The organism is Campylobacter concisus (genome assembly GCF_003048905.1).
Taxonomy (GTDB): domain Bacteria; phylum Campylobacterota; class Campylobacteria; order Campylobacterales; family Campylobacteraceae; genus Campylobacter_A; species Campylobacter_A concisus_V.
Genome location: NZ_PIRO01000001.1, coordinates 787,138 through 809,193, shown reverse-complemented (window position 1 = coordinate 809,193; position 22,056 = coordinate 787,138). Strand labels below are relative to the sequence as shown.

Sequence of the window (22,056 nt, the reverse complement as noted above, 5' to 3'; positions counted from 1 at the left end):
TTTGGCTTGATCTTAGAGGTTTTATCTTATCCAAATAAGAAACTTTATGAAGTCTCAAAAGATGTTAAAAATTTTGATGAGGAACTTCACAAACTACTTGATGATATGTATGATACGATGATTGCAAAAGAAGGCATCGGCCTTGCAGCTATTCAGATAGGTGTCGCAAAAAGAATTTTTATTATAAATCTAGCCAATGACGAGGGCGTACAAGATAAAGAAAATTTAATCGAGATCATAAATCCAAAGTTTGAACTACGCGAAGGAGAATGCATCTATCAAGAGGGTTGCCTTAGTGTGCCTGGATATTATGAAGATGTAAAAAGAAATGAGGTTGTGGCTATCAAATATCAAGATCGCTTTGGCAAAGAGCAAAGCTTAAGAGCTGATGGGCTTCTAGCGATCGCTATCCAGCATGAAAATGACCACTTGGATGGACATCTTTTTATAGAAAAAATCGGCTTTAATAAACGCAAAAAATTCGATAAGGAATACAAAAAGCAGAAAAAAGAAAAAATATCATGAAGTCCCTAAGATGTGCTACTTACGGCGATGGGCTAAAGATAATTGACGTTGAGTCTATCTTCTCTCGTGGGCTTCCTGGTTTTAGCATCGTTGGGCTTGCAAGCACAAGTATCAAAGAGAGTACGGAACGCGTAAAAGCAGCACTTCTAGCACTTGATTTTTCTTTTCCAGCACAAAAGATAACCATAAATTTATCCCCTTCAGATTTGCCAAAAAGTGGCTCACACTTTGACCTAGCTATCGCTATTCTTATAGCTCTTCAAAAGGCAAAAAACTTAGAGAAAATTTTTGTATTTGGCGAGCTTGGGCTTGATGGAAGCGTAAAAAGTACAGCAAATTTATTCTCAATCCTTCTTTTTTTAAGCACACAGGTAAAAAACGTAAAAGTCTTAGTGCCAAAAGAGATAGCACAAAAAGCTTCAATGATCCCAAATTTAGAGATTTATGCGGTTAGTACTCTAGAGGAAGCGATTAGATTTTTTAACGACGCAGAATTTGCAAAAAGTATACATTTTACCGCTACGCATGAGCTATTTTCAAACGTGATAGAAATTTCTGGTAAAAGATACGTTCCAAATTTAAACTTCGAGCTTGATTTTAAGGATGTTTTGGGTCAAGAAAGAGCTAAAAGAGCCTGCGTCATCGCAGCTGTTGGCATGCACAATATTTTATTTGAAGGTAGCCCAGGTAGCGGCAAAAGCATGTGTGCAAAACGTCTCGTCTACATCATGGCGCCACAAAGCTTAGAAGAGGTGCTAAAGTCTGCCGCCTACCGCTCTTTAAACCTGCAAGATAGCGAATTTACAAGCACTAGAGCCTTTCGCTCGCCCCATCACACTTCAACCAAAAGTTCAATCTTTGGTGGTGGCTGTGAAATTCAATAAAAGTTGCGAATAGTTCAATAAAAGTTGCGAACATATGTTGTTTTTATAATTTATTAAAATATTTTATTTTAAAAAGGATTATTTCATGGTTGACTACAATACAAAAGCAAAGAAATTAGGTCATGATACCAAGAAGGAGCGACTACAGAGATTTTTAGGTAAAGAAAATGAATTTCACCATATTCTAAAGAAATTATTAGAAAAAATGCATCAAGAAAAAAATCCATATATAGAGATTTTACAAGGATCGAATGAGAATGGTAAAGACCTTGTTATGGAGTATGATGGATCTACTGGTAATAAAAAGTATACAGCCTTTGTTGTAAAGGCTTTAGAAAAATTAGATGGTAAAGCATCTGGAAAAACAACAGAAGTAGTAACACAAGTCAAGCAGGCTTTTAATTTACCAGCGAAACTGAATGATAAAAATGAAATGGTAACCATCTCCGATGTATGTATTGTTAATCTCGGAACAATTACACAGAATGCTCAAGAAAAAATCCTATATGAAATAAAAGAGGCTCCCTATAAAAATAATACCGAATTTATGGATATTACAAGGTTAATAAATTTATTTGAACAATATTATCCAGAATTCTTTTTTAATGGGAGTATGGAATCATTTTTGTTGGATCGCATAGAAAAAATAGAAGAATTCCTGGGAGACAATAATGACGATGAGTATTTTATTCAGCCAAATATTAAAAAAATTACGAGAAGCAGACAAGAGCTAATAATAAGCGATAATGATAAAAATACCCTCAATAGGATAGGCGAACAAATTTTTGGCAAGAAAGAAACTCTTGATTCTTTTTTAAAAATATTAATGTCAAAAACTAAAAAGAAATTTTTACTAACCGGCGATGCAGGCTCTGGAAAGTCCATTTTAGTATTTAAAATGGTACTCATTTCTATAAATTATTTATTAAAAGAAAACCAGAACCACATCCTTTTGGAAGAAAAGAAGGATTTTGCATTACCTGTATGTTTTAGGGCTATTGATTTTATCAACAGTTGTTCACTGCATAATTTTTCCAATATTATAGAATCTTTTTATGGTAATATGATTGCCATAAAGCCAAATTTAATTATTATAGATGGAATAGATGAAGTAGGAAATGAAATAAGAGATAAGATAAAGGGTAATATAGAAAGTTATTTAAGCAAGAGTAACAATAATGCAAATATACTTTTTACATCTAGAATTAACTATGGAATAATAGAATCTTTTTTCGAATATGAGAATTATGAGCTTTTGCCATACGGTGTAAATCAGGCGATATCTCTCATTAAAAAAATAATTAAAGCAAACAATATATCAATCAATATTGTAGAAAAAAGCATAAACGAACTAGAGGGACAAATACCATTCTATCCTTTGGCGTTAAAGCTTTTAATGGATGTTGTAAAAGAAAAACATGAGATTCCAGCATCCATTACGGAGTTATACAACAGATATGTCAGTCTAATTTTTGGTGAATATAAAACGACAGATGTTGATATTGATAAACTTTTTGAGCCAAAAATAAAAAAAGACTTTCTAGCTAATTTCGCATATCAATATTTTTTCAAACAAGATAAGACTATCGTTAGCAAAAATGATTTTAGCGAATGCGTCAATTCCTTTTGTAATAAATATAATTTTATAACGGATAAGCGCAGTTTTATTGATACTATTACTAGAACGTCTCTTATTAAAATAGACGAAAATGGCAATATGTCCTTTTCGCATAAATCATTTCTAGATTATTTTATTGCATTATATTTTAGGGACAATAAAGAAGAGTTAGATGATATTGATCAGTTTGACATATTGTTTGATTTGTATACTTCTGATGGCCTATGGGAGGATGTTGCTTATTTTTATTTTGGGTTAAAAACAAAGCTTAATCAAAAAGATTTGGAAAAATTAAGTAGTAGGATAGAGTCCTTGGAAGACAGATTTGAAAAAAATATCAATATAATGTTTTTAGGTAAGCTTCTACAATATGGTTGGATGACCGAAAATACTATAAAAAATAAGGTTATAGAAAAGGCAATAAACAATTCTTTAAATTTAAAAGATGACCTTAACTCTATATTCCAGAAAATTCTAAAAATAACAAATCCACCAAAAATACTTAGTAGCATAGCAATGCTCCATTTAACCGGAATGTATTATTCTAGTATGTTCATTGTTGACGAAGTAAAAAATATAATTTCTGAGGTTGCAAATGCTCCAATATCTGATAGTAGTATAGATTTACAGCCAGATGAAAATAAGCTCTACTTTTGCACCATCTACATACTATCAAATATAGATTTATTAGGAAAAGAATATGTGGGCGATATTTTGCTTAAGTTTTTGCCGCAAATAAATAGGATGTCAAATATTGAAAATAATCTGTTGTTGACTGTAATAATAGATATATTCAAAAATAAAAATAAATTAGACAACAAAGAAGATCTTAACTTATGTATAAAAAAAATAGTTAATAGGCAAAAGAGAAAATACCCCGAATTGATAAAAAGCATATTTTCCACAAAAAAGAAGAAGGACTTTAAAAAACTACCATGCTACAAACATAAAAAGGCAAATTAATATGTTTGTATGCCATAGGTAAAAAGTTAAAATGTTAGCAGGAAAATTAAAAAATCGAAGAGAATAGGTATACTGTACAATTTTTTTATTGCGTGGTATATAAAGATGATCTTTTATATATCAATTTTTAAGCTTAGAATAGAATAAAAATAGATTCTAAGAAGTACTCAGAGGGCTTTGGACAATGAATGAAAGTGTGAATTTGCAAGATTTGATATTGACAAAATTACCAAAAAATAAAAAATTGATTGTCTTTTCATATGGAGATATTTATCAAAACGAAACGAATTTTAGTATCCCAATCATTTTAAAAGAGATATTCAAAGATAAACCCGAATATTTTCTATCTTTTTTCAACCTAAAAGAAATTTGTGCTTTCCCACTGGGTACTGTTATTGAAAACCAGCAAAAAAATGGAACCAGTGCAGGAGATATTCACAATTTTCAAATAAGTATCGGCGATGGATTGCTGACAGCCAAAAATCTTAAGAATATACCTATTTTAGATAAGTTTATGAGTGAACTGCCTGAGAAAATAGGTAAATACAATATTGGTTGGCATAAAAATCAGCAAAAATATTCAACCTTTAAAGATAATTTATCTGGAAGAATGGTTATTTTTCCACATTATGAAATCGCAAGATATTTTTACTTTACATCAGCATCGATGACTAGACAAATCATGTCGGAGACTCATGGGCAAAATAGTTCATTGGATGGTCTTTATAAAAGAGCAACATTAGATAATGGGACTGGTGAGATATACTTAAAATTCAATGCGAATAATATTGATGCAGAAAATATATATAGATTTGTTATAGACAAAAGAGCTAATAATATGTGGCTGCAAATAAGAAGAGATATGGTTGCTAGCAAAATATTATCTGAGCATAGGAAACAAAGTGCTAACTTTGTAGACTCACCAAATACGATGACTATTCAAGCAAATTTTCCAGTACCTGGAAAAATAAATTTTAAGGCAAGAGCTAAGGTATTAAGTGATGGATCATTGCTTGTTTTAAAAATCTTGCAAGAAAATTCGTTTTATCCATTTGAACAGCTTAAAGTTATTAGAGAGCTTCCTGGAGGAAAAAAAGATATAATAGGTGTGATAAAAAGCACAAAGCTGTCCAAGAAAGATTTAACGAATCAACTCAATGAAAAAAACCCCAATATTTTACATAGTTCAGTAAGTATAGTAGATAAAGATGAGGATGCTAATTTAGAGGCAAAGTTAGATCTGCTCAATAAAACTATTGAATTTGAAACGATTACAGAAGAAGACCAAAGTAGAGAAATAGTACGAGGAAGTGATAAATTGCAGGAGGACAAATTAGATCTAAGCTCAAACGACGCGGAAGTGCAGGGCGATCTAAATACTACAGAGGGGCACTTGAAAAAAGAAGACGAGGATAGTGAGCAAGAAACCGGAAGTTATATAACTATTGAAGACATAAAAGCCATGTTGATGTATTGCTCTGATATTTATTGCGATTTTTCATACAAAATTTTACAATGCGAGGACTTGCCTCAAAAACCAAAAAACTATCGAGGAAGGCATGCGTGGAAGAGGGCTACAATGTTGGATGGAGTGACTCCTAGAAAGTATATAGTGGTTGAGATATACTACAAAAATTGTAGGTACATTATTCTTGAGATACAAAAAGACAAATTGTTAGAAACGCTTAGTACGCTTTTAATTAGGGATTATTATAATAGTATAGATGAGGCTATCGTGCAAGAAATAGTCACAAACATTGCAAAAACGAGTAATAGTTGGTTGCAGGATTTAAAATTTAAAATGACCAAATATTATTTATACCATCCATATGATGCACACGAGAAAAAGATACAAGATTGGGGCAAGAGGTTAAAATGCGTACTGGAGAGATATCAAGAAAAATGACTCATTATAATATAATCTATAAATACGAATAAAAATTAATAGATAGAGGTTGCATGCCCGTAAACGACAAAAATAAAAAAGCTTTTAGTTATAGTTGCGTGGATAGGAGTGGCAGGAAATTTATATATAAAAATTTTAATAAATCATGCAGCTATAAAACCAATTTTTCCGGCACTATATTTGACGGCACCTCTTTTGTTGGAACAAAATTTAAATTTTGTAGTTTTTATGAAGCCCAAATAAGATCTTGTTTATTAAATGGAGCGCTTTTTAGAAAATGTAATTTAACGGATGCACTTTTTGAAGATTCAATTATTTCATCTTCGGTTTTCAAGGAGTGTAAAATTAAAAATTGCAAATTTTATAATTGTAAAATAGTATGCACAAGCGGCTTATCAAAAATTATTAGTAAAAGAAATTTAAAAAATACCGAAATATTAACAGCTTTTCCTAGTAGTAATAATTATAGCAAAGAGCTATTAAAGGCTTTTGATAAACTTCGCAATAACCGCTTTATAAAAAATTCTAGCGTATTATTTCAAAAAAGAGATGCAATAAATACACTATCGGTCGATATATTGGTATCAGAATTTGGTGAAAATTTTCTAGTAAATAATTTATCAAGCCTTAATCATATATCTTGTGATTTTCATACATTGAGCTATATTAAAAAAATATTGTATAAAAAACAAAAAAATGATACAATAAATGAACTCGGTTCTATTGCCACACAGGGCTCTATAAGCTAATCAAACACTCGTCTACGGACTGATGCGAGTTAAAGGTGTTTGTAATACAAAAATTAGCGGAGGTGCTACCTATGGTATCAGATGTTTTAACGATTGCTTCTTTTTTTGCATTAATGTGCTATAAAACCTTGCATTACATTGGCTCTGTGTTTAGCAATAGGATGTATTTTTTAATAATGCGTAAAAGCCTGGCATCATAGACGATGTAATATATCAGGCATCTTAAAGAATTGCCATCGTATCCCGTATGCTCAAATATCACTAACTATAAATATATGATATTTTTAAGACCAATCCAAATTTATTGACCATAACAGCTAATTATAAAATTATCATTTATCTACTCTTATAAAAGCCCAGTTCATATGTTCTTGTTTTCGCTCAAAGCGGTTACTGTTAAAGTACTTATTGAGATTATAAACTTCCGGCTCCGTAAGCTCTCTCGAAAGTCCCCATTGGATTTTTTTAACAAGATCGTCAATAGTTTCCGGCATTCCATCACTGCATGAAGTTTGTATATACTCTAGCTTTGGAAGATATCCCATTTGGAATAAAATATTTATTAAATATATAAAGTCTGGCCTTTTTTCAATGTTGCTCCCGAGAGCATTTAAAACATCTTCATTAATGAAACTACCGACTTTAAAAGTAATATAAAGGGCTTTTTTCGTCTTTGAAAGTAATTTCTCTAGGGCTTGTTTTAAGTCATCTACGTCAAGGCAACGAGATGCAAACGTAATATCGCACTCAGGTACGTCGCTAAAGTCGTCTTCGAATGCTTTTTGCGCGAATTCAATATTTTTACAATTAAAATCCCGAGAGTTTTGTTCTGCGAATTCTAGCATTTTCGACGAAAAATCATAACCGTAAATTTTATCTACCTTATTTGCTGCAGCTATGCTTAATGCTCCAGCACCGCATGCGAAATCAAGAAGCGTTCTTGCACCATCAAAATCGACTCTTGAGATAAAGTCTTTAACATAGTCGCTCTTAAGTACGCTCTCACTAAAGCTTGCTGCCTTAACATCCCATTTGGCTACTGATTTCCTAATAAAAGAGCTATTTGTTCTTTGCTCCTTATAAAGCTTATTGAAATCCAGCCTATCGTAATTAGAAGGTAATATCATAATTTGTCCTCATATTTTTGATAATCTATTCCGTAAATCTTATCTATATTTGATGGATTTATCAATTCATCGCACTTTCCAAAATCCAGTATCTTGCCGTCCTTTAAAAACAATACTAGATTTGAAACAAATTTAGCGTGACGAGGGTAATGAGTAGTTTGTACGAAAGTATACCCCTCGTCTTTTAGCGTCTTTATCATTTCAAGTAGTTTGATTTGATTGCCAAAGTCAAGCCCGGTCGTAGGTTCGTCCATAAAAATAACTTTAGCGCCTTGTACTAAGGTTCTAGCGATATATGCCAGCTGCCTTTGTCCACCGCTTATTCTAGTATAAAGTTCATCTTTCAGCTCTAAAATACCCATTCTTTCCAATGCATACTCGGCAAGCTTTTTGTCGGTAAGGCTAAAGTTAGAAAATAAAGACGTTCTGCACAATGCGCCCATTAATACTATGTCAAATACGCTATATTCATATGACGGGGCATGCGTTTGAGGAACGTAGGCTATAAGCCTTGCAAGTTCTTTTTTTTCGTAATTCCTTACGCTTTTACCGCATATATTTACCGTACCCTCGAATTTTAAAAATCCAAGCATAATACGCAGGAGGGTGCTTTTACCGCTACCGTTTGCGCCCAGAATACTAAGCGTATCGCCTTTTTTGATACTAAAACTTATACCGTTTAGTATATTCTTATCTTTGTATCCGAATTTTAGATTTCTGATTTCTATCATTAAAAACTCTTTTTAGCTCTACGAAGCACTAGAATAAATATAGGTATTCCAAACAGTGAAGTTACTATACCTATCGGGACTTCAAAAGTAAACATAAGTCTCGAAAAGTTATCGCAAAAAAGTAAAAATATAGCACCTATCATAGCTGAACTAGACAATACGGCGCGATTATCCGCTCCGAATATAAAACGTGCCATATGTGGAACTATGAGGCCTATCCATCCGATAATGCCGGCTATCGTTACGCTTAAGGCGCTAATAAAAGTAGCAACCAAAATAACGAAAATTTTAACTCTAGCAACATTTATGCCCAGACTTTTAGCCTCTTCTTCTCCCAAACTCAGCGCATTTAAATATTTGCCGCTAAAGGCCAACAATAGTATTCCTACAAACATCGGTAGAATCGAAATTTGAATAAAATTCTTCGAAGCAAACCCTAGGCTACCCATTAAAAAATAAGTAATAGCCGGTAATGAGTCATTTGGATCGGCTGCATATTTTAATGCTGATAGTAAAGACGTAAAAAGAGAGCCGCTAATAACGCCACCAAGAACCAATACTATAATACTGCCAGAGCGTGAATAAAAGGCCGATATACTTAAGGCCGTCAGTACCGCTATAAAACCAAACACAAAGGTACTAAGCTGAATGAGATATTCGTTTAATCCGAAAAACATTCCTATGGCGGCGCCGAATCCGGCACCGCTTAAAACCCCAAGTATTGATGGACTTACTAGAGGATTTACAAACATGGCTTGGTATGCCGAGCCAGAAATAGCCAAACTAGCGCCTATTATAATGCAGGCCATTATTCTAGGAATGCGAATTTCCGTTATCAAAGTGTGCATAACTTGATAATTTTTTAAGTCTTCGCCTTTTATAACGGCTTTAAAATACGTTAGATAATCTTCCGCATTAAAGCCGTATTTTCCTATTAGTACCGAAAGCAACATAAACCCTAGCAATAAGATACTTAAAAACGTAAAGGCTTTTTTACTCACCTATAAGCTCTTTTACTTGGTTGTCGCTTACGTCAACCTCTAGGAATAATTTATAAAAGTCCTTAACTTCCTTATTCATATTGAATTTAAATACATCAGGATGAGTTAAATTTATAAGCCATTTAAGCCCTATGAATCTCATAAATGAAGGCGGGCGATCAAACCAAGAAAACGGTTCGCGAGGTAAGTAATAAGCTCTTTTATTTTTTACGGCTTTTAGTATTTGCCATTTAGGATCGTCATAGATTTTATCATAAAAGCTCTTCTCGAAAATTAATATAATATCAGGATCGTATTCGGCTATTTGTTCAAAGCTAATTTTGATGTGCCCATAAGCCGTAGCATCCGGGTTTCCGCTGCATTTATGCACATTTTCGGCACCGCTTAGCTCTATAAGCCTAGTATGCCATGAGCCCTCGCATTCGGTAGCTAGTCCGTCGGGATCTTCGGCATAGTATATTTTAGGCTTAACAACCGAGTTTTTTACTATATATTCATTAAGCTCTTTTGAAATATCCATGGTTTTTTTAGAATACTCTATTAGCTTTTTTACTCTATCTTGCTTATCTAAAATTTTGCCCAAAACCTCAAGAGAGTCAATGTAATCTTCTAGTTCATAGCCTTTTAAGTACAGCATAGGTTTATTTATGCCACCCAGGGTTTCTTTGAATTTCTTTTGAGTATTTTTAGAGTCAGAATTTACCAGTATCAAATCAGGATCTAGCTTTAAAAGCATTTCTATATTTGGAATTTTGCCTTGTCCGAAAAATCCTCCTACTACCGGCTGATTAATCATGCTCTCCTTTAGGTACGGCTTTTCTCTTTTGCCGAAACTAGAATTTATACCGCTGACTTTCTCGGGGGCAACGGCATATAGCAAAAATAGTAACGGTGGATTACTGGCGTAAACTTTATTTGGGACTCCATTTAAAGTCTGAATATCTACGCTATTTTTTGATATAAATTCATCAATCTGTTCGTTTGTCATAGCAAACGAAATATTTAGAGAAACAAATAATAAACACAAAATATGTTTTAACATGACATTATCCTTTTTTATAAATTTATCTTTAATTATAGAAACAAACTCTTGTCGGGCATCTTACCGCCCAAAAGCTTTGGATTAAACTCAAAAATAGTTTCAAAAAATGACATTATCTCATCTTGCATATCGCGAGCTTTTGTTACCGTCAAATTTGCCCTATCAAATGCATTAACCAGTGCCGGCTCTGGAACCGGTAGATATTCGGCTCCTATTTTGGCAGCACTTTGCTTATTATCTTTGATCCAAGATAGAGCGTTAGTTAAGTCGCTATGAAGCGTATCAAATAGAGGCAAATTTGCTTTATAAAAATCTACGTCGACTATAATGCCCGCCATCGGAATGTACGGCTTGGTATTAAAGCTTTCTCCCCATACCTTAGGAATATCTACTCCATAATGTACTGCTACCCCTATTTTCTTCCCGCGCAGTATGGTTGCTGCCGGAAGAGGTTGAGGGGCGATTAAAATATCATAATCTTTTTGTAGAAATAATCCTGCAGCTTCCGGTGGCGTCTGCGTATACGTAATGTCTATTTTGGAAATATCTATTCCTCGTTTTTTACAAAGCGCTCGCAGAACCAAATCAGGCATATCGCCCTTAAAAGGAATTATTAATTTTTTGCCGATAAAATCTTCAAAAGTTTTTATATTCTCATCTTTTACCATGGCTTGTATCGTACCAAGGCTAAGCAAATTTAGCATAGCTAAATTTAAGCCGTGATTTCGCATGTTTGCTCCCACGTTTGATGGCGCCATAGTAATTTTTATTTCTCCATTGGCTACGCCTGCTCGGAGTTGATCCGTACTATTCCAAATGCGTAACCTCACGTCATGAGTCTTTGCTAGCTCGCCTTGTAGGCTTGCTACGGCCATTATAACGCTAGGGATTGCCGGCGCGCCCCACATCGTGAAATTTTCCTTCGCAAAAAGGCTCGGCGCAAGAGCTGTAGCACCAATCGCCGCGCCAAATCCTAAAAAACCTCGTCTATTCATATTGTATCTCCTTGCTATACAGATAGTTGTCTTTAAAAACTAGAGTGGAAGCTGACAAACACCGCCCTCCCCGGCGCGCGCACCACAGGATCAGGATCTAACGCTCCTACGTGCTCGCCGCTGATAAACTCGGCGTAATCTTTATCAAAGATATTCGTCACGCCAAGCCTCACGCCCCAGCTGTTTTTAAACTCAAATCCGCCGTAAACGTCCATCGTCGTAAAGCTCTTAGCCGCTTCACGCTTGTCGATGCCAAAGCCGGTGGCTTTATCGAAATCTCCTCTATTTTGCTTTGCTACGTAGCGCACCGCCGTGCCGATATTGTAGCTGCCAAAGCTCGCGTAGTCCTTGTAATCAAAGGCCAAATTTGCCTCAAACGGGCGGATCTGATAGAGCGGTCTGCCGTCGGTTTTGTTTTGTCCGTAGTTGTAAAATAACGAAGTTTTTAGCCCGAAATTTCGCGCGAAATTATACTCCCCGCGCAAATTTACGCTGTAAATCCTAGCATCAACGTTGCGCGTGATGACGGCGTTTTTATTCATCGGCGCGGCAGCGGCCGAGTGGCGACGATCGTAGATAACTAGATCCTGCGCGTCGTCTGCGATAAAGTATCCGCCCAGACTAAAGCTATCCTCGCCCTGACGCGAGCTCATGTATTCTTTATAAAATTCGCTCTTATAGGTAAAGCCCAAATTTACGCGGTTGTGGCGCTCGGGCTTAATAAACGGATTGCTGATCCAGCCTCTAGTAGTCGGCCCATAGAGACTGCTAAAGCGTTCCATATTGCTCGGCATACGATAAAGACTTTCTATAGCCACATAGTAATTATCTTGCTTATTGGGCGTGAAGTCGTATTTTAGGCTAGCGCTTAAGCCATTCTGTTTTATGTTGCCGTCAAAGTCTTTGCCGTAAATTTGTTTAATAAGCTTAGCGACGGTATTTATCGCGCTTGCTCCGTTATAAACCGTATTTAAATCATTTAAATTCGACTTCATCCAGTCGTAGTTTAGAGCTAGGCTGAGCTTGTGCGCGTCAGTAAATTTATAGCTTAGCGTATCAAAAACTCTCGTTTTTTTATTCGTTACGTCTGCAAACCTAAAGCCGTTTAAAACCCAATAATTGCCTATTTTACGATATCTTTTGCCCTCATGATTATCGTGCTGATATCCTGTACCGACCACATTGTGCCAGTTTGAAAAATCAACATCGTATTTTAGCTCCGTATCTATAATCTTTCTATCTACTTCTACCTTTACCATATTAGAAGGGTCTGCGCGGCGCAAATGATAATTGTCGTTTCTTCTGCTCACGTCGCGTAATGCTATTTCAAAATTTAACGTATTAGATAAATCCTCTTTACCTAGCCTGGCGTTAAACTTACCGATATATCGTTGCGTCTTTATCGAGTCGGCAGTATGGTGAGGCTGCTTGTCGTCGTCAATATTATCGTGCACTAGCGTAAATCTAAACTCACTTAGCTCACTAGGCACGAAACCCACGACCGCGCTTTGCCCCTGCCTGGCGTAGCCGTAGTTCCATTCCCTGCCGCCACCGTCTTTGTAGCGATTGGCTTTAGAAAAGTTCGCGTTTAAAATCGTATAGAAATTTGCACCGCGGTATTTAAAAAGTCCCGAACTATAAAACGTCCTGCCGTAAAATCCGCCCGCGACGTGAAATTTGTCCATCGAATTATCGAGCAAATCCGTCACAAAAAAATAATCATCCCTTGGCACGCGGTTGAATTGATTTTCGGGAAACGCGCTTTGAGCGATGTTTGGCGTATAAGGCGGCGGAGGCGTAAAATCCTTTATCGGCTTTATAACGTCGGGATTTGCGCCGTTTGCAAATAGTACCATCGTAGCCGCAGCCAGACTGATAGCTAATCTCATTTGAAATCCTTTTAGATATAATTATGATTTTTTATATCAAAATATCAAAAAGAATTGTAGTGCAATAATTTTTAAATAAACTTGATGTGGAATAATAATTAAATATCTATGTAAAGAAGTTAATATCAAGCAGGGGGCGGATTACTGTGGCTTTTTAAATAGGTTTAATGGTAATTATATCTTTATATTCAAATACCTATTTTTATCTAAAATCTTTATATATATGGCACTGCAATATGTGATTATTTTGAATAAAATCTTTAAAATTTGAATCTGATTGAATCAAAAAACAAGAGCCGGAATACAGTAGATACTGTTCTTCTATGGTTATAAAGTCCTCATAGCATTTATTTTTAGTTGTAGTATTAAATTTTATGACATCTCCTAATATTTCGTGCTCAAATACGCCATCTGTTTTTCTCCATAAATAAATCATTTTATTAATCTGTTTTAAAAAATGAAAAAAATCGATTGACGCTACTTTTTTTCCGAATTTTATACCGTAGCCCTCACTTAGTATTTGTAGCAAACATTCTACTGCTTTAAGCCCGTAAGAAAGTTTATTTATAGTATGAGCAGGTGCCGTTTTAAGATCGGTGCCACATTTATAGCAAAAAGTAAAGTCTCTTTCGTTGTAATGCTTATAAATTACTAGTGGAGAGCCACATGTAGGACATCTGCTGTGCAGAAAACAGTCGTGCTTGATACATGCTGTATAAAAAGAAAGTCTCCATGTCTTTCTAAAGTAGGGTACTATATCCTCCTTTAGGCATTTGGGACAAAATCTTAATCCGCCATTTCTTTTTATATGGCAATAGTTCCCAAGGGGCTGTACAAAGCGAGTTCTGGTTCTACCATTAATATGTTCTTGTAGTTTTCCTTCATAGCTTTTTAATGTCATATCTAGAATTTGCTCCTTTGATAAATGACTTTTTTCCGAGAGTCGCTTCATAAGATCTTGAGGACACCATATATCCAAATCCCTTTGCCAGATAATATTTCTTGCATATTCTCTAAAATGCATGTTAGTAAAAGATGTAGCTGCTGCATCGTTTGCTAGAGCTACTCTTACTAGCCATGACGATAGTAATTCGTCGTCTTGAGGCTTTGGATGAATCACAAAGTCCCTATCGTTTAAATTTATAAATCTAGTAACATGGCTTATCATATTTCTATAAAATCAGTAATATTTTTTCTCATAGAAGGGCGCACAAAATTAGATTTTTTAAGTGTTTCCATGGTAATGCTTTCAATTTTTTGTTCTATGGCATATTGAGCAGCTAAGTTTATTAAATCTATAATTTCTCCTATATACCCTTCAGAGTAGTCTAAAATATAATTTGATATCTCTTTTGAGGTGGCCATATTTGATTGTTTTCTTAGAGGGAGAGTTTTTTCTATGCTTGCCAGTAAGGATAAAAAAGATCTATCGTATTTCCATTTTGGTACAACCAGTGGCGGAAATCGATTACTTATTTGCGAATCTGTATTTATAGCATGTAGTGCATCGGCAGTGCCTACCAATATGATGGGTATCATTAACTCGTTGCTAAGATTTTTTAATGCCACCATAAAGGCTTTTTGTTTTTGTACGGGTGCCACTATAATATTGTGTATTTCATCGATTATAAGCATATTAGTGCGACATAGTAAAAATATTCCCTCAACCTTTTCTTTCTTTTTTGTAGCTCTGTCTGTGTTTTTATATGGGACCCCTAGCTTGTGTAAAATACTTCCATATAGGTCTGATGGATTGGAGCTTTCGGGCGCACTCACCGCTACTACTGGCGTTATTTTGACATTTTCATCATCATATGGCATATGGCTTCTAATAAATTTATTTACGATAGACGTTTTTCCGTTGTTGGTTCCGCCAACAATAAGCCTGCCTTTCATTCTATTTTTTTTGGGATGCTTAAGATGAAATTCTAATTCTTTTAGAATTTCTTTGGCAATTGGGTATAAAAACCACTTCTCGTTTAACATAAAAGCAATTCTTTCTTCATCTGTAAGCAATAATGCATCTTGTGCTTGTTGAATTAAATGTTGGTTTTCCATAGGTTGTTGCCTTTATAAAATCTCTATATCATCGAAAGGCTCAACATCTTTATATAAATCAGATAAAGATATGTCATTTTCAGCATCAGATGAGGCATTTGACTTAGATTTGGTCTTTGGTATATTATCAAATTTCCTTTTCGTATCTCTATGTTTTTGTGCGGAGTGCTTCCTTCTTATACTTTTTACTTTTTGCGCAGAATCTTTTTCGATTTGTTTCATTTTTTCATATGCCGAAAAGATAGTCACTTCATCGTATCCAGTTACATTGTTGTCGTCAAGATATTTTTTGATAGCCCTTAAATCCCAGACTGATATTGGAGGATAGGATATATTCCTAAAAGGAATTGGATAATACTCCTTTATTTCAGGGTCATAGAACCAAATTGTACTTATATCTCTTAGGTCTCTTTTGAAAATAAATTTTCTAGCTTTCTTGTCTTTATCTTTGGCTCTAATCCATCTTCTTAAGGCATCTGCATAGTATTGAATGCTATCTATTTTAATTCCAGATTGCTGGATTGTGCGTTCAATAGTAGGTAGTAGCGAAATTTTAAATTTATCTTCATCAGCAATTCTTTCAGGCAGGCCTCTACCCAAGGATGTTTTACCATCGCCGAATATTCCTATCTCATATTTATGCTCTGGAGTACAATTTATGCCGCTATGTATCTGTTTGTGGTAAACATTTATGATGTATTCGGCAAGCCATTTTTCAAGAGACTTGAGCGTCATAGTGGCATATTTTTCGGATTTATATTCTCCTCTTTGCTGAATATTTGAAAAAGTGGTGCCAGGCAGAGTGTGTACTTCTCTCATAGCGGTACCTATAATCCTTTCTATGTGACCACCAAACTGCGGTCTTGCAACAGGTCTCCAATTTAACTCTATGCCGTAGTGCTCACAAACCCTTTGCAAATCCTTTCCTCTAAATTCTGCCGCATTATCGAGTCCTATTGTTTTAGGAATCCCCCAAATATTCCATTCGCCATCGACTTCTAGGCTTCTTAAATATTTCTCTTTTGATAGCATTGCTTGTGTAAGGCATTGTGAGACTGAAAAATAACTAGGTTCATCTAGGCTTATAAAAAACCCCATGACCATTCTACTATAAATATCCATCGCTATGGTCAAATATGGTCTTCCTATAGGCTGTCCGTACACTTCATCTACAACAATAATATCCATTGGGGTATGGTCGATTTGTATAAAATCAAGCGGATATTTTCCTGCTGGAAACATACCATCTGTATTTCTATATTTTCTGTCGGCCATTCTAGCGCTTTCTCTTCGTTTAAGAACTTCCTTGTCCGACAGCGACTGGATTCTGGAGCGTACCGTGTTTTCGCTAGGCGGCTTAATTTTTGCATTTTTGCATCTTTGGGCTATCGCCATATATGTCTTTTTTGATGAATATTTCTGTTTCGAGAGATATAGCTCCTCAATTGTTTTTTTAATTATCAATTCCACCTCTTCAACTGTTCTAAGACGTCCTCTGCCTCCCTTGGCTTGATTTTTTGGGGCTATAGAAGCTAGAAGATTGCCTGAGTTTTTGTATGCTTCAAGCCACCTATAAATTGTACTTGGGTGCAAGTTATATTCAGCAGCCCTTTGCTTGATGGCCTTAATTCTATTGGTGACTACACCCAAGATAGGTTTTATAATTTCTAGTCTTTTATTGGCTTCGTTCCAGTCATTTGAACTTAGTTCTAACGGGTTGATGTCTTGTTGATTATCTTCTTGATTGGAAATTTGAGACTCTTTTGTCATTTCTTGAATAGGGAGAATAGCTTTTTCTCCAGTTGAAATATTCTGTGCCATGATTTCTTGAAAGTTAATTTGTCTAACAACTATATATTCTACATTGTTATAAAAAATATGCATGCCTATAGCATATTGCACCTTATTCATCGCAGATCCTTATTGGAGTATTAAAATTTATAGGCTTATACATATCTATTTTGAGCTTTGAAGAAAAAACTAAATACCAAATATAGGGAATGAATTCTGCTTGTCTTAGTCTATTGTCGCTAATTTGGTTTAAAATATATGCAAGTGTTTTTCCTGAATATTTTTTACACAAGTTAAATGTGTCTTTGACCGCATTGGTGCTCTGAAGATTAGCATATGTGTAGATTAGTTTTGCATTCTCAAGATATATTGGATCTATATCGAGTTCTGTAAATATTTTAAAATTCATATCATTTTCATACAGATATTGTTCAATTTGAAAGAATTTTGCATCTAGAAAAACTTTCTTTTCTTTAAGTTCTTCGCTAAATTTGATTTCAAATACGCATGGAAGCTTATTAAAATTTGGATAGTATTGTACTAGACAATCAGGGGTATATCTGTAAATTGAATTTCTATAGGCATATTGTGTTGTAAGCGGTTGTTCTTCATAGGATTGAACTTCATGATTAAATTCTAAAAGTAAGTAAAAGTCTCTTTCGAGCAAAGATTCATAGGAGATAGGCGACTTGTTTTTCAAACTCTGAAATATTCCGGTGGATGAGCGATAGTTTTTTGGAATTTTTCGTACTGACATAGCTACCTTTTTATTAATTTACTTTGGATCTAGTGAAATTAATTGTTTTCTATATCTCAATTATATTTTTTAAAATACTATACATGTATTATACCGCCTTTAAAACTTTTTAGCAACTTTTATTGAATTTTTATAATATTTTAGCAACTTTTATTGAACTATTCGCAACTTTTATTGAATTTCTAGTAGCTTGTTTTTAATTTTAAAAAATAGTAAAATAGTATCAATTTAACTGAAAATAGGGCAATGATTTTACATAATGCATTTCTCAATCGCTTTTATTCATTCGCAACTTTTATTGAATCTTACAGTGGCTCAAATGTCGCAAAGATCGGTGAGATCGCACTTGCAAATGGCGGAGTGCTATTTTTTGACGAATTTCCACACTTTTCTAAACAAGTGATCGAGAGCCTAAGAGAGCCACTAGAGGACAATCAAATCCATATTTCAAGAGTAAATTCAAAAGTAACTTATGAGACTAAGTTTATCTTCGTAGCAGCTCAAAATCCATGCCCTTGCGGAAATTTATTCTCTCGCAATTTAAATTGCCAATGCAGCGAAAATGAGATAAAAAACTATAAATCAAGAATTTCAGCTCCAGTGCTTGACCGCATTGACTTAAAAGTTGCTATGGACGAGAGCTCGCCAGGTGACAAGGCGAGTTTAAGCTCACAGCAGATGAGCGAGATGGTCTTAAAAGCCTTTATATTTCAAAAAAAACGCAATCAAGATGAGCTAAACGGCAAGCTAAATGAGGCACAAGTAGAAAAATTTTGTCTATTAGATAATGAAGCAAGAGAAATTTTACAAAAGGCGGCCTCGAGGTACAATCTTTCTCAAAGAGGCATAAAAAGAACACTTAGAGTGGCTAGAAGCATCGCTGATCTTGATGAGAGCGAGCAAATTTTAAAGCCCCATATCTTAGAGGCGCTTAGTTTTAGGGCATAGAATGAAAAATTTATATTTAGACACGAGAGTTTTAGACGAGAGGGCGAGCGAGAAATTTAAACTTAGCGAAGAGCTTTTAATGGAAAATGCAGCCGTAGCCGTAGCAAATTTTATCCGTAAGAAATTTAAAAAAGGTATGAGGGTACTAGGCATTTGCGGTGGTGGAAATAACGGTGCTGACGTGCTTTGCACTTTAAGGATGCTAGAGGGCGAGTTTGAGTGCGAATTTATCCTGATTAGCCAAAATTTAAAGCCACTTGCGAGCAAGCAGCTTGAACGTGCAAAACTAGCTAATGTGCACGAAAGCCATGATATAGACATTAGTTTAAAAGAAACGAACTGTGTCATAGATGGACTTTTTGGCTCTGGTTTAAATAGAAATTTAGACGAAAAGCACATAGAGCTCATCTCAAAAATAAACGCCAGCCTCGCTTACATCATCGCTTGTGATGTACCAAGCGGGCTAAGTAGCGAGGGCAAGGTGCTCGGCGCTTGCGTAAAAGCAGATACTACGATCACGATGGGAGCTAGAAAGCTAGCTCTTTATAGCGACGCGGCAAAAGACTTTGTTGGCAAGATAAAGGTCGCTGATCTTGGCATAAGCACGCAAAACTACGAATGCGAGAGTGACTATCACCTGCTTAAAAAATGCGACCTTATACTTCCAAATAGAAAAAATCAGTGTGTAAATAAGGGCGACTTTGGCCACGCATTTATTGTATCTGGCGAGCACATAGGAGCTAGCAAACTTTGCGCAAAGGCAGCATTTGCCTTTGGGACTGGGCTAGTTAGCGTGATATGCGAGCAGGGCTTAAATTTGCCAACGCATATCATGCAAGCTAGCAAGATAAGCGATAAAATGAACGCTGGAGCCGTTGGCATGGGGCTTGGCAAAAAGGGCATAGAAGAGCTTGATACGCAAATTTTAAAGAGCAAAAAGCTAGTGCTTGACGCTGATATCTTTTACAGCGCAAAAGTGCTTGATCTACTAAATGAAAACTGTGTTTTAACGCCCCATCCAAAGGAATTTTGCTCACTTTTAAAGCTTTGTAATATAGCAGATATCGACGTAAAAACATTACAAGAAAATAGATTTGCTTATGCTAAGTCTTGGAGCGAGAAATTTAAGGCTGTGCTAGTACTTAAAGGCGCAAATACAATAATTGCTAAAGATGGAGAAATTTATATCATGCCTTGTGGTAAAAATATACTTGCAAAGGGTGGCAGTGGTGACGTGCTAAGCGGACTTGTACTTGCTCTTTTAGCTCAAGGCTACGAGCCACTGGATGCTGCTATTTCGGCTACACTAGCTCATGCACTAAGCCTTAAAAATTTCAAAAAAAATAGCTACGCGCTCGAGCCAACAGACATTATAAAAGGAGTAAAATGCTTACGAAAAAAATAGCCGTACTTTTTAGCGGTAGTGGCTCAAATTTAGAAGCGATACTTAAAAAAGTTCATAATCAAATTTTTAATGGCATAAAAATCGAAGTTTGCCTTTGTATCTGCAACAAGCCAGGCGCATATGGCATCGAGCGAGCTAAGAAATTTGGGCTTGAGACGACGATAATAGAGAGTGCTAAATTTAAAAATCGTGAGGAATTTGACGCTGCAGTTGTGGAGCAAATTTTAAAAAGCGGCGCCGAGCTAACAGTACTTGCTGGATTTATGAGGATATTAACTCCTGTTTTTACATCAAAGATAAAAGCCATAAATTTACATCCTTCCATATTGCCACTTTTTAAGGGTGCTCATGCGATAAAAGAGAGCTTTGAGAGCGATATGATGATAGGTGGTGTGAGCGTGCACTACGTGAGCGAGGAGCTTGACGGAGGTAAACTCATCGCACAAAGAGCGTTTGAAAGAGAAGATGGTATGAGCTTAGAGGATTGGGAGAGCAAAATCCATGCGATAGAGCATGAAATTTTGCCTGATAGCATAATAAAAATTTTAACAAAGGAAGCAAATGTTTGAATGGTTTAGTTCGCCAGAAGCGTGGATATCACTACTTACGTTAACTGGCTTAGAAATAGTTTTAGGCATAGATAATATTATATTTATCGCTATTTTGGTAGGCAAACTGCCTCCAGAGCAACGCGGCAGTGGTAGGATTGTAGGCTTAGGGCTAGCTATGGTGACTAGAATTTTACTTTTACTTTCATTGTTTTGGATCATGAAGCTAACAAAGCCACTCTTTACTATCGCAGAATTTAGCATAAGCGGCCGAGATTTGGTGCTCATACTAGGTGGTCTATTTTTACTTGTAAAATCGACCCTTGAAATACATTCTAGTGTTTCTGGCGAAAGCGAAGAGCATAAAAATAGCAAAAAATCACATGCAAATTTCTTGGTTATCGTAAGCGAGATAGCTGTTTTGGATATTGTTTTTTCTCTTGATAGTGTTATCACGGCTGTTGGAATGGCTGAGCATATAGAGATAATGATCATAGCTGTTATTTTAGCAGTTGGTGTAATGATGATAGCGTCAAAAGGTATTTCTAATTTTGTAGATAATAACCCGACTATAAAAATTTTAGCACTTGCATTTTTGGTGCTTGTGGGCATGACGCTCGTTGCTGAAGGATTAGGATTTCATATTCCAAAGGGATATATCTATTTTGCGATGGCATTTTCATTAGCAGTAGAAAGTATAAATATCTATGCTAAAAAGAAAGTAGTAGCTAAATAATATTTTTACGACAATGAAAAAAGCTAATGATATGATGGATAAAATGTTAATCAAAAAATTCTAGCCCGAAAAGATAAATCTGTTGAAATTTGAAGGTAAAATTTTGATAAGCATAAAATGCATAATAGACAATAGATTGATGTTTGTTTCGTTGTAATATCAGTGTAAAATATTCTTATCAAGCTACTAAAAATCCGTGAAATAAAGGTTAAATTTGTAGTAGATAGCAAAATATAGAAGCATAGAAAGCTAGCTCGTTTAAAAGATTATGTATTTAGTAAAGTGCTAATTAATATTTTTGATCGAATTATTTTTTATATATAATTTCTATTAATTTAAGTGTTTTTTAATTGACTTTATAAAAAAAACAAGTTAAAATACGA

At 35.2% G+C, this 22,056-nt stretch carries 17 protein-coding genes and 2 pseudogenes; 9 read left to right on the top strand and 10 right to left on the bottom strand.

The genetic code is table 11. The annotated features are described in order from the left end of the window. Positions 1 to 6: 6 nt before the first annotated feature. From def to CVS95_RS04095, 5 genes and pseudogenes are all read left to right on the top strand, one after another. The gene (gene def, locus CVS95_RS04115; protein WP_107695664.1) at positions 7 to 525 is read left to right on the top strand and encodes a peptide deformylase; all 519 of its coding nucleotides are present in this window, start codon (positions 7 to 9) and stop codon (positions 523 to 525) included. Beyond that, positions 522 to 1,394, top strand: a pseudogene (locus CVS95_RS04110) (magnesium chelatase domain-containing protein); the annotation flags it as partial. The gene def and the pseudogene CVS95_RS04110, both read left to right, overlap by 4 nt. 100 nt (positions 1,395 to 1,494) lie before the next feature. Further along, a complete protein-coding gene (locus tag CVS95_RS04105; RefSeq protein ID WP_107686147.1) occupies positions 1,495 to 3,990 on the top strand; it encodes an NACHT domain-containing protein in 2,496 nt (831 codons plus the stop codon). A gap of 184 nt (positions 3,991 to 4,174) precedes the next feature. Further along, entirely contained in the window at positions 4,175 to 5,896 is a 1,722-nt protein-coding gene (locus CVS95_RS04100; protein ID WP_107695663.1) for a Tn7-like element transposition protein TnsE, read from the top strand. Positions 5,897 to 5,949: 53 nt separating this feature from the next. Next, positions 5,950 to 6,645, top strand: a complete 696-nt coding sequence (locus CVS95_RS04095) for a pentapeptide repeat-containing protein (protein ID WP_107691788.1) — start codon at positions 5,950 to 5,952, stop codon at positions 6,643 to 6,645. A 332-nt stretch (positions 6,646 to 6,977) separates the two neighbouring features. Here the strand turns inward: CVS95_RS04095 and CVS95_RS04090 are convergent, their stop codons facing one another. The 10 genes from CVS95_RS04090 to CVS95_RS04045 all read right to left on the bottom strand — a co-directional run bounded on the left by CVS95_RS04090 (position 6,978) and on the right by CVS95_RS04045 (position 18,036). Further along, a complete protein-coding gene (locus CVS95_RS04090; protein ID WP_107695662.1) occupies positions 6,978 to 7,772 on the bottom strand; it encodes a class I SAM-dependent methyltransferase in 795 nt (264 codons plus the stop codon). Continuing rightward, positions 7,769 to 8,503 carry an ABC transporter ATP-binding protein gene (locus tag CVS95_RS04085; protein WP_103600894.1) on the bottom strand — a complete coding sequence of 245 codons (735 nt, stop codon included), beginning with the start codon at positions 8,501 to 8,503 and terminating at the stop codon, positions 7,769 to 7,771. The genes CVS95_RS04090 and CVS95_RS04085 overlap by 4 nt, the downstream gene beginning before the upstream one ends. Beyond that, positions 8,503 to 9,504, bottom strand: coding sequence for a FecCD family ABC transporter permease (locus CVS95_RS04080; RefSeq protein ID WP_103600893.1), 1,002 nt, complete (start codon positions 9,502 to 9,504; stop codon positions 8,503 to 8,505). The genes CVS95_RS04085 and CVS95_RS04080 overlap by 1 nt, the downstream gene beginning before the upstream one ends. Further along, on the bottom strand, positions 9,497 to 10,546 hold the full coding sequence (locus tag CVS95_RS04075; RefSeq protein WP_107695661.1) for an ABC transporter substrate-binding protein: 1,050 nt from the start codon (positions 10,544 to 10,546) through the stop codon (positions 9,497 to 9,499). The genes CVS95_RS04080 and CVS95_RS04075 overlap by 8 nt, the downstream gene beginning before the upstream one ends. 32 nt (positions 10,547 to 10,578) lie before the next feature. Beyond that, a complete protein-coding gene (locus tag CVS95_RS04070; RefSeq protein ID WP_107695660.1) occupies positions 10,579 to 11,541 on the bottom strand; it encodes an ABC transporter substrate-binding protein in 963 nt (320 codons plus the stop codon). Between the two features lie 32 nt (positions 11,542 to 11,573). Further along, positions 11,574 to 13,430 (bottom strand): TonB-dependent receptor, encoded by a 1,857-nt coding sequence (locus tag CVS95_RS04065; RefSeq protein WP_107695659.1) that lies wholly within the window; start codon positions 13,428 to 13,430, stop codon positions 11,574 to 11,576. A 202-nt stretch (positions 13,431 to 13,632) separates the two neighbouring features. After that, positions 13,633 to 14,598 carry a TniQ family protein gene (locus CVS95_RS04060; RefSeq protein WP_103559944.1) on the bottom strand — a complete coding sequence of 322 codons (966 nt, stop codon included), beginning with the start codon at positions 14,596 to 14,598 and terminating at the stop codon, positions 13,633 to 13,635. Then, a complete protein-coding gene (locus tag CVS95_RS04055; protein ID WP_103559943.1) occupies positions 14,595 to 15,488 on the bottom strand; it encodes a TniB family NTP-binding protein in 894 nt (297 codons plus the stop codon). Before CVS95_RS04055 ends, CVS95_RS04060 begins: the two co-directional genes overlap by 4 nt. A 12-nt stretch (positions 15,489 to 15,500) precedes the next feature. Beyond that, complete coding sequence (locus CVS95_RS04050) at positions 15,501 to 17,399, bottom strand: Mu transposase C-terminal domain-containing protein (protein WP_107695658.1); 1,899 nt, start codon at positions 17,397 to 17,399, stop codon at positions 15,501 to 15,503. Then, on the bottom strand, positions 17,392 to 18,036 hold the full coding sequence (locus CVS95_RS04045; protein WP_107691781.1) for a TnsA endonuclease N-terminal domain-containing protein: 645 nt from the start codon (positions 18,034 to 18,036) through the stop codon (positions 17,392 to 17,394). The genes CVS95_RS04050 and CVS95_RS04045 overlap by 8 nt, the downstream gene beginning before the upstream one ends. A gap of 312 nt (positions 18,037 to 18,348) precedes the next feature. Here CVS95_RS04045 and CVS95_RS04040 point away from each other — a divergent pair. The 4 genes and pseudogenes from CVS95_RS04040 to CVS95_RS04025 all read left to right on the top strand — a co-directional run. Beyond that, a pseudogene (locus CVS95_RS04040) lies at positions 18,349 to 18,984 on the top strand (ATP-binding protein); the annotation flags it as partial. A 1-nt stretch (position 18,985) separates the two neighbouring features. Continuing rightward, positions 18,986 to 20,389, top strand: a complete 1,404-nt coding sequence (locus tag CVS95_RS04035) for an NAD(P)H-hydrate dehydratase (RefSeq protein ID WP_107695657.1) — start codon at positions 18,986 to 18,988, stop codon at positions 20,387 to 20,389. Then, entirely contained in the window at positions 20,371 to 20,958 is a 588-nt protein-coding gene (purN, locus tag CVS95_RS04030) for a phosphoribosylglycinamide formyltransferase (protein ID WP_107695656.1), read from the top strand. The genes CVS95_RS04035 and purN overlap by 19 nt, the downstream gene beginning before the upstream one ends. Then, complete coding sequence (locus CVS95_RS04025) at positions 20,951 to 21,673, top strand: TerC family protein (RefSeq protein ID WP_107695655.1); 723 nt, start codon at positions 20,951 to 20,953, stop codon at positions 21,671 to 21,673. Before purN ends, CVS95_RS04025 begins: the two co-directional genes overlap by 8 nt. Positions 21,674 to 22,056: the final 383 nt, after the last annotated feature.

What these genes read in the sequence shown, in the direction of transcription:
- CVS95_RS04075 (WP_107695661.1), bottom strand. Translation starts at nt 10,546, where the DNA reads ATGTTAAAACATATTTTGTGTTTATTATTTGTTTCTCTAAATATTTCG.
- CVS95_RS04025 (WP_107695655.1), top strand. Translation starts at nt 20,951, where the DNA reads ATGTTTGAATGGTTTAGTTCGCCAGAAGCGTGGATATCACTACTTACG.
- CVS95_RS04105 (WP_107686147.1), top strand. Translation starts at nt 1,495, where the DNA reads ATGGTTGACTACAATACAAAAGCAAAGAAATTAGGTCATGATACCAAG.
- CVS95_RS04085 (WP_103600894.1), bottom strand. Translation starts at nt 8,503, where the DNA reads ATGATAGAAATCAGAAATCTAAAATTCGGATACAAAGATAAGAATATA.
- CVS95_RS04050 (WP_107695658.1), bottom strand. Translation starts at nt 17,399, where the DNA reads ATGAATAAGGTGCAATATGCTATAGGCATGCATATTTTTTATAACAAT.
- CVS95_RS04070 (WP_107695660.1), bottom strand. Translation starts at nt 11,541, where the DNA reads ATGAATAGACGAGGTTTTTTAGGATTTGGCGCGGCGATTGGTGCTACA.
- purN (WP_107695656.1), top strand. Translation starts at nt 20,371, where the DNA reads ATGCTTACGAAAAAAATAGCCGTACTTTTTAGCGGTAGTGGCTCAAAT.
- CVS95_RS04035 (WP_107695657.1), top strand. Translation starts at nt 18,986, where the DNA reads ATGAAAAATTTATATTTAGACACGAGAGTTTTAGACGAGAGGGCGAGC.
- CVS95_RS04060 (WP_103559944.1), bottom strand. Translation starts at nt 14,598, where the DNA reads ATGATAAGCCATGTTACTAGATTTATAAATTTAAACGATAGGGACTTT.
- CVS95_RS04045 (WP_107691781.1), bottom strand. Translation starts at nt 18,036, where the DNA reads ATGTCAGTACGAAAAATTCCAAAAAACTATCGCTCATCCACCGGAATA.
- CVS95_RS04100 (WP_107695663.1), top strand. Translation starts at nt 4,175, where the DNA reads ATGAATGAAAGTGTGAATTTGCAAGATTTGATATTGACAAAATTACCA.
- CVS95_RS04095 (WP_107691788.1), top strand. Translation starts at nt 5,950, where the DNA reads ATGCCCGTAAACGACAAAAATAAAAAAGCTTTTAGTTATAGTTGCGTG.
- CVS95_RS04055 (WP_103559943.1), bottom strand. Translation starts at nt 15,488, where the DNA reads ATGGAAAACCAACATTTAATTCAACAAGCACAAGATGCATTATTGCTT.
- CVS95_RS04090 (WP_107695662.1), bottom strand. Translation starts at nt 7,772, where the DNA reads ATGATATTACCTTCTAATTACGATAGGCTGGATTTCAATAAGCTTTAT.
- CVS95_RS04065 (WP_107695659.1), bottom strand. Translation starts at nt 13,430, where the DNA reads ATGAGATTAGCTATCAGTCTGGCTGCGGCTACGATGGTACTATTTGCA.